The organism is Schlesneria sp., from assembly GCF_036405755.1.
Taxonomy (GTDB): domain Bacteria; phylum Planctomycetota; class Planctomycetia; order Planctomycetales; family Planctomycetaceae; genus Schlesneria; species Schlesneria sphaerica.
This window is the reverse complement of the sequence record NZ_DASWWZ010000715.1, coordinates 1-5,616: the sequence shown is the minus strand read 5'-3', so window position 1 is coordinate 5,616 and position 5,616 is coordinate 1. Positions and strand designations below refer to the sequence as shown.

The window sequence follows — 5,616 nt, the reverse complement described above, 5'->3', positions numbered from 1 at the left end:
ATCGAGTACACGTTAACGGCGGATGGCATCTATTCCATCGAGCTGCACGATTTGGCCTTCAATGCTCCCGGTTCAAGCGTTTTTCGGCTGAAAGTAGGTGACTTGAAACTCGTAGACGGTCTCCTCCCTGCCGCTGGTTCTCTCGGCAAAATGGAAGTGGAGCCCATCGGTCCTGGTTTTAGCAATTCAGTTCGAGTACGGGGTGAGCTGACTGCACCCGCAGAAAGCAGATTTGGACTCTTCTCGATTGACTCTGATTTATTGTTCTGCGGAAGCCTCCCCGCGATGGGATTGAGTCAGGGGACCGAATATGCCGAACCTCAAAGTTCTTCGGGTGATCCACTACCCCCCATCACAGTCAATTTCACTCAGCCAGACCGTCCTTCCGTAGGGATTAGCGGCCGGGTGGCACAGAAGCGAGAGATGGATCGTTTTACGCTCAATGTGATTCCCGGTCAGAAACTCCGATTTACCTTACTGACCGACACACTCGGCTCCACTTTGCAGGGAGAAATGAGCATTGTCGACGGTGCCGGCGGTAATCTGCTGGCTCAGACAAGTGATCAGCCCACGAGCGGAGACCTGATTCTGGATTACTCGATTCCGCAGGGAACCAATCAAATCCAGCTCAGGATTCGAGATCTGTTCGGGCGAGGTGACCCGCGGGCTTTCTATCGAGTGGTCATTGAACCAGCCGACCTGCCTCGGTTTTCTCTGCAATTGAACACTCCCACCGTCAACATCCCCGAAGACGGCTCGGCCATCATCGAATTACAGGTTAATCGCGCTGGGCACATGGGGCCTATCCAGCTCAGCGCCGTTGGAGACGACTCCGTCACGATCTCGCCCAGTCAGATCGTTGCCAACCACCAGGGAAAGATGCTGCTGCGACTTGTGCGAAGCGGGTCGCGACAAACTGCACACCCATCCCTCCTGAGAATCGTCGGTGAATCAGTTGACCTGTCGCCGCAGATTCGCCGGACGGCAACACTCCAGACCGGTTCGTTGGCACCAGCGTTCGCAGACACTTTGGCAGTCGCAACCACTCCAGCATCAGGACTGGCTGTTGAACTTCAATACCTGCCGACGGTCCTGTATCGAGGAACGACCATCGATCTTCCGGTCAAAGTCCAGCGAAGCCGCGAGCACGCAACAGTAACGCTGCCCGTCCGGCTGTCACTCGACTCGACGGAACCAGCCCGCAGACGCGATCCCAACAACGCTGCCGCGGGAACATTCCCACAAGTCTCGATCGCACCCGCGTTTCTGGACTCCAGCGACGACCAGACCGTGGTACTGAAGTTATCCGTACCAATGGATGCGGTGGAACCGGCCATCAACTTTACCGTTCGAGCAGAAGCCACACCTCACGCCTACTCAGACAGGGTTACCGCAACCGCGTTCTCCCAAACATTTCTTGCAGAAATACAAACGGGTGTCGCTCCCAAAGTCGACGAAGCGACTCTTTCCGTCGTGGGGGAAACAGATCATCGAATCACCGGAGTCCTTCAGCGAGCAGCCGGCTTCAGCATGCCCGTCGAAGTCGCCCTTGGTGGACTTCCTGCCGGCTACACGGCACAGACGGCCAATGTGCCCGGAAATGAAGAGACGTTTTCGGTCGTCGTTCGGGGGCCGAAAGTGACTAATCAGACCGATCTTCCCAACGTCAAACTTCGCGTGACTACTGCAGGCAACCTCGTAGTCCCCGAAATTCCTGTCAACCTGCAGGCGGTCCCCTAGACGAAGAATCGACGCCGCAGGACGATACTGGGATGGGTTCATCCGAATCCAGAAAGTCTACCCTTTGGAACGAACCTGCCGGACTACAGCGAAATGAGGACACGAAATGAATCGAGGCCGCACCGCACTGTGACCCCTAAACCGCAGTGGGAGTTACAGCATCCGCAGGAAACATTGGTTCTGGTCATTGTCAGCGTTCTCGACGTGGTAATGACGTACCACCTGCTGACCCGCGGAGATGGCGGGTTCGTCGAGTCCAATCCGTTCGCGGGCTACTTCCTCGATCGGTGGGGCCTCAGGGGGATGGCCTATTTCAAGGCCGCGATGACACTACTGGTCTGTGTGATCACCCAGTTCGTCGCTCGACACAACTCGAAGCTGGCCCGACAGGTGCTTGAAGTGGCGACGTTCATTGTCGGTCTGGTAGTGATTTACAGTGTCTGGCTTCATTTTCGACACCGGACGATTCCGATCGAAATCGACACTGAAGTCGCTTTCTTCGTCGTTCGGCAGTGGGCCTGAAAAAATCATGACGTGATCGAGGCAAGTCGGCCAAGACTTGTCTACGATGTGCCGTGGTCCAACATCGGATTTCCCCTTTGAATTACTCCCCAGTCCATTTCGATCCGAATCAGGAGTCGCTTCGATGAACCGTCGTCTCGCCAGTGCTTCCCTTTTTCTCGCCTGTATCGTTTCTGCAGTCCCGGCGATTGCCCAGGAGGCAAACCGCCCTAAGCCATTGAAGGCCCTGTTGGTGACCGGTGGCTGCTGCCATGATTATGCGGGCCAGAAAGACCTGCTCAAGAAAGGAATCGAGGCTCGAGCCAATGTGGAAGTGACTCAAATTCATACCGATGACACGAGCACCAAAGCCCGTTTCGACCTGTATGACAATAAAGACTGGTCCAAGGGTTACGATGTGGTCCTGCACGATGAGTGCTCGTCTGACGTGACCGAACCTGAGTATGTCGAAAATATTCTGCGAGCTCATCGAAACGGCTTGCCCGCAGTGAACCTGCACTGTGCCATGCACAGCTACCGGCTGCCCGGAAAGGATGACTGGTTCCAGTTCGTCGGAATTCAGTCGTCAGGCCACGGCCCCCAAAAGCCAATCGAAGTGACTTTCGTCGAACGCGACCATCCGATCACAGTGACACTGCAAAACTGGACCACAATTAACGAGGAGCTCTACAACAACCTGAAACTGTTCCCCACGGCCAAGCCACTGGCCCGTGGACGTCAGGACATCGGCACCAAGGTGGACGACTATGTCGTTGTCTGGACGAATCAGTACGGGAAGGGCCGCGTTTTCAGCACAACACTGGGCCACAATTCTGAGACGGTCGGTGACGATCGATATCTCGATCTCGTCACACGAGGCTTGCTGTGGTCCTGCGACAAGCTCAATCCCGAATACCTGCAGCCACTGGTCACGGTGAAGAAGAAATAGGCGAAGCAGGATTTTACCAGGGTCCACAGGCGTTCGACTTTGCGCGCCTGTGGACTCACTTTCCGGATGTCAATCCAGTTGATTCCGCACACTGCGAGTCGCAAATTTGCTGTAACTCATTTCACAATCGACCATAACAACCACGTCACCCCGACTCGCGATCGGTGAACAACAGTCCCATCAGCTGCCACCGATCTCTGGAATCGTCGTCTCGCTCCGGTGGCACAAATGTTGTCCGCAAGGCTATTCTTCACAGAATATTAACGACGATCCTGTAGCCTCTCGAAGCAGTTAGGTTTGAAAATAGGGGCGGGTTCGACGACATTTCCGCTCACCAGAGTGTTTGCGTATGGAGAAGTCAGGATGAAATATTGTCAGATGAGCTCGCGAGTGATCATGACGGCGACCCTGGTCGTTGCGATGGGTCTATTCGCCGGATGTGAAATCAAGAAGGGTTCATCGACGGGTGACACCAACGATTCCGCTTCCTCTGCAGGGGGAACTGATTCCGTGACGAGCGCCGGTGATGTGAAACCAGCGACGATCAGCGCTGAAGGATCGAGCACCGTCTACCCGATCTGCCAGGCCTTTGCCGTCGAGTTCGAAAAGAAAGCAACGAGAAATACCGTCAGCGTCGGCCGTCAGGGGACCGGCGGCGGATACAAAAAGTTTCTCAACCGACAATCGGATATCTGGAACGCTTCACGGACGATCGCACCAAGCGAAGAAGACGACCTGAAGAAAAAGGGAATTAACTTCATCGAGTTACCCATCGCTATCGATGGCATCGTCATCGCTGTGCACCCCCAGAATGACTGGTGCACGCAATTGACGATTGGTCAACTGAAGCAGGTATGGGAACCCGACAGTCAGATCAAAACGTGGAAAGACCTGAATCCAGACTGGCCCGCCGAACCAATGGTTCTGTTTGGTGCGGATACAGACTCAGGAACGTTTGAGTACTTCACCGAAGAAGTGAATGGGAAAAAGAAGGCCACCAACACTCGATATACGCCCGCCGCAGATGACAATGTGCTGGTTCAGGGCATTTCCAGTAATAAGTATGCACTGGGATATATCCCCTTCGGATACTTTGTCGAGAACACGGATAAACTGACACCTGTCGCACTCTCTGCAACGAAAGAGGCAACTGAGACACCCCTCCCATTCGTCAGCCCATCCGTCGAGACAATTTTGAGTGGTGAGTACACTCCTTTGTCCCGTCCGCTGTACATGTACGTCAGCACTGAATCGCTGAAGCGCCCGGAAGTGGCCGAGTTTCTGCGATTCGCATTGTCCGAAGAATCACAGCCACTGATTGAAAAACGAGGCTTTGTCCGACTACAGGATTCTGCTCGTCAAAAATCGATCGAAACGCTGGAGAATGCGCTGAAAGAAGTTTCAGCGGGGAAGTAGCAGAACGGTTCTTCCCAACCGAGAGTGTTGATCATGCTGACGCATGATCAACACTCAATTGATCTGGAGATTTTCAAGGTGTCCGGCTCGCAAGAGGAAAAGCCCGTGTCCAATGGTGGACCGACTCGACAAGTAAGAATCACGTCATTGCGACGCCAGTTTTCGTTGAGGCACGCCCGAGAGCAACTCATTCAATTGGCATTGTTCTGCTGCGCATTACTGTCAATTCTGACAACGCTCAGCATCATCTACGTACTGGTATCACAGTCTCTGTTTGCCATCCCCCCCGATACCGCGTTCTTTCAGGACGTGAGTTTTCGGGAATTCTTCACCGAAACGCGGTGGACGCCACAGTATGCGGAAGAGCAGCGTCACTACGGAATTATTCCACTCGTCTGCGGGACACTGTTGATCACGGGAATCTCTGCCGTGATCGGTCTGCCCATGGGGCTGATGATTGCCATCTACCTCAGCGAGTACGCTTCCCCCGCCTCACGTCGATGGGTCAAGCCCGCCCTGGAAATCCTGGCAGGTGTCCCCACAGTGGTCTATGGATACTTCGCTCTCCGATTTCTCACACCGATTGTCATAACACCCCTATTCCATGATCTATTGGGATTGTCGGTACTGGGTAAGAATGCCCTTGCGGGTGGAATCGTCGTTGGCCTGATGATCATTCCGATGGTGGCGTCACTCAGCGAAGATGTGATGCGATCGGTTCCAGATAGTCTGAGAGAATCCGGGTACGCACTGGGAGCAACAAAATTCGACGTCAGTGCGAAGATCGTCGTGCCCGCAGCCCTTTCAGGGATATTCGCCGCCTTTCTCCTCGCACTCTCGCGCAGTATTGGCGAAACGATGGCTGTCACCATCGCCTCCGCAGGATTCGCGAATCTGACATTGAATCCCTTAAATCAGATCCAAACCATGACGTCGTTCATTGTCGATGTCATGACTGGCGAAGTTGTGACGGGTTCGACCTTGGAGAAAAGTCTTTATGCTGTCGCATA

At 54.2% G+C, this 5,616-nt stretch carries 5 protein-coding genes; all 5 read left to right on the top strand.

All coding sequences use genetic code 11. The annotated features are described in order from the left end of the window. A partial coding sequence (locus VGE80_RS23485; RefSeq protein WP_440594345.1) for a hypothetical protein occupies positions 1–1,740 on the top strand: 1,740 nt, incomplete at its 5' end. 93 nt (positions 1,741–1,833) lie between these two features. After that, positions 1,834–2,262, top strand: a complete 429-nt coding sequence (locus tag VGE80_RS23480) for a DUF5658 family protein (RefSeq protein ID WP_440594344.1) — start codon at positions 1,834–1,836, stop codon at positions 2,260–2,262. Between the two features lie 124 nt (positions 2,263–2,386). Further along, the gene (locus VGE80_RS23475) at positions 2,387–3,190 is read left to right on the top strand and encodes a ThuA domain-containing protein (protein WP_373652194.1); all 804 of its coding nucleotides are present in this window, start codon (positions 2,387–2,389) and stop codon (positions 3,188–3,190) included. Positions 3,191–3,553: 363 nt separating this feature from the next. After that, positions 3,554–4,606, top strand: coding sequence for a PstS family phosphate ABC transporter substrate-binding protein (locus VGE80_RS23470; protein ID WP_440594343.1), 1,053 nt, complete (start codon positions 3,554–3,556; stop codon positions 4,604–4,606). A gap of 33 nt (positions 4,607–4,639) precedes the next feature. Next, a partial coding sequence (gene pstC / locus VGE80_RS23465) for a phosphate ABC transporter permease subunit PstC (RefSeq protein WP_440594342.1) occupies positions 4,640–5,616 on the top strand: 977 nt, incomplete at its 3' end.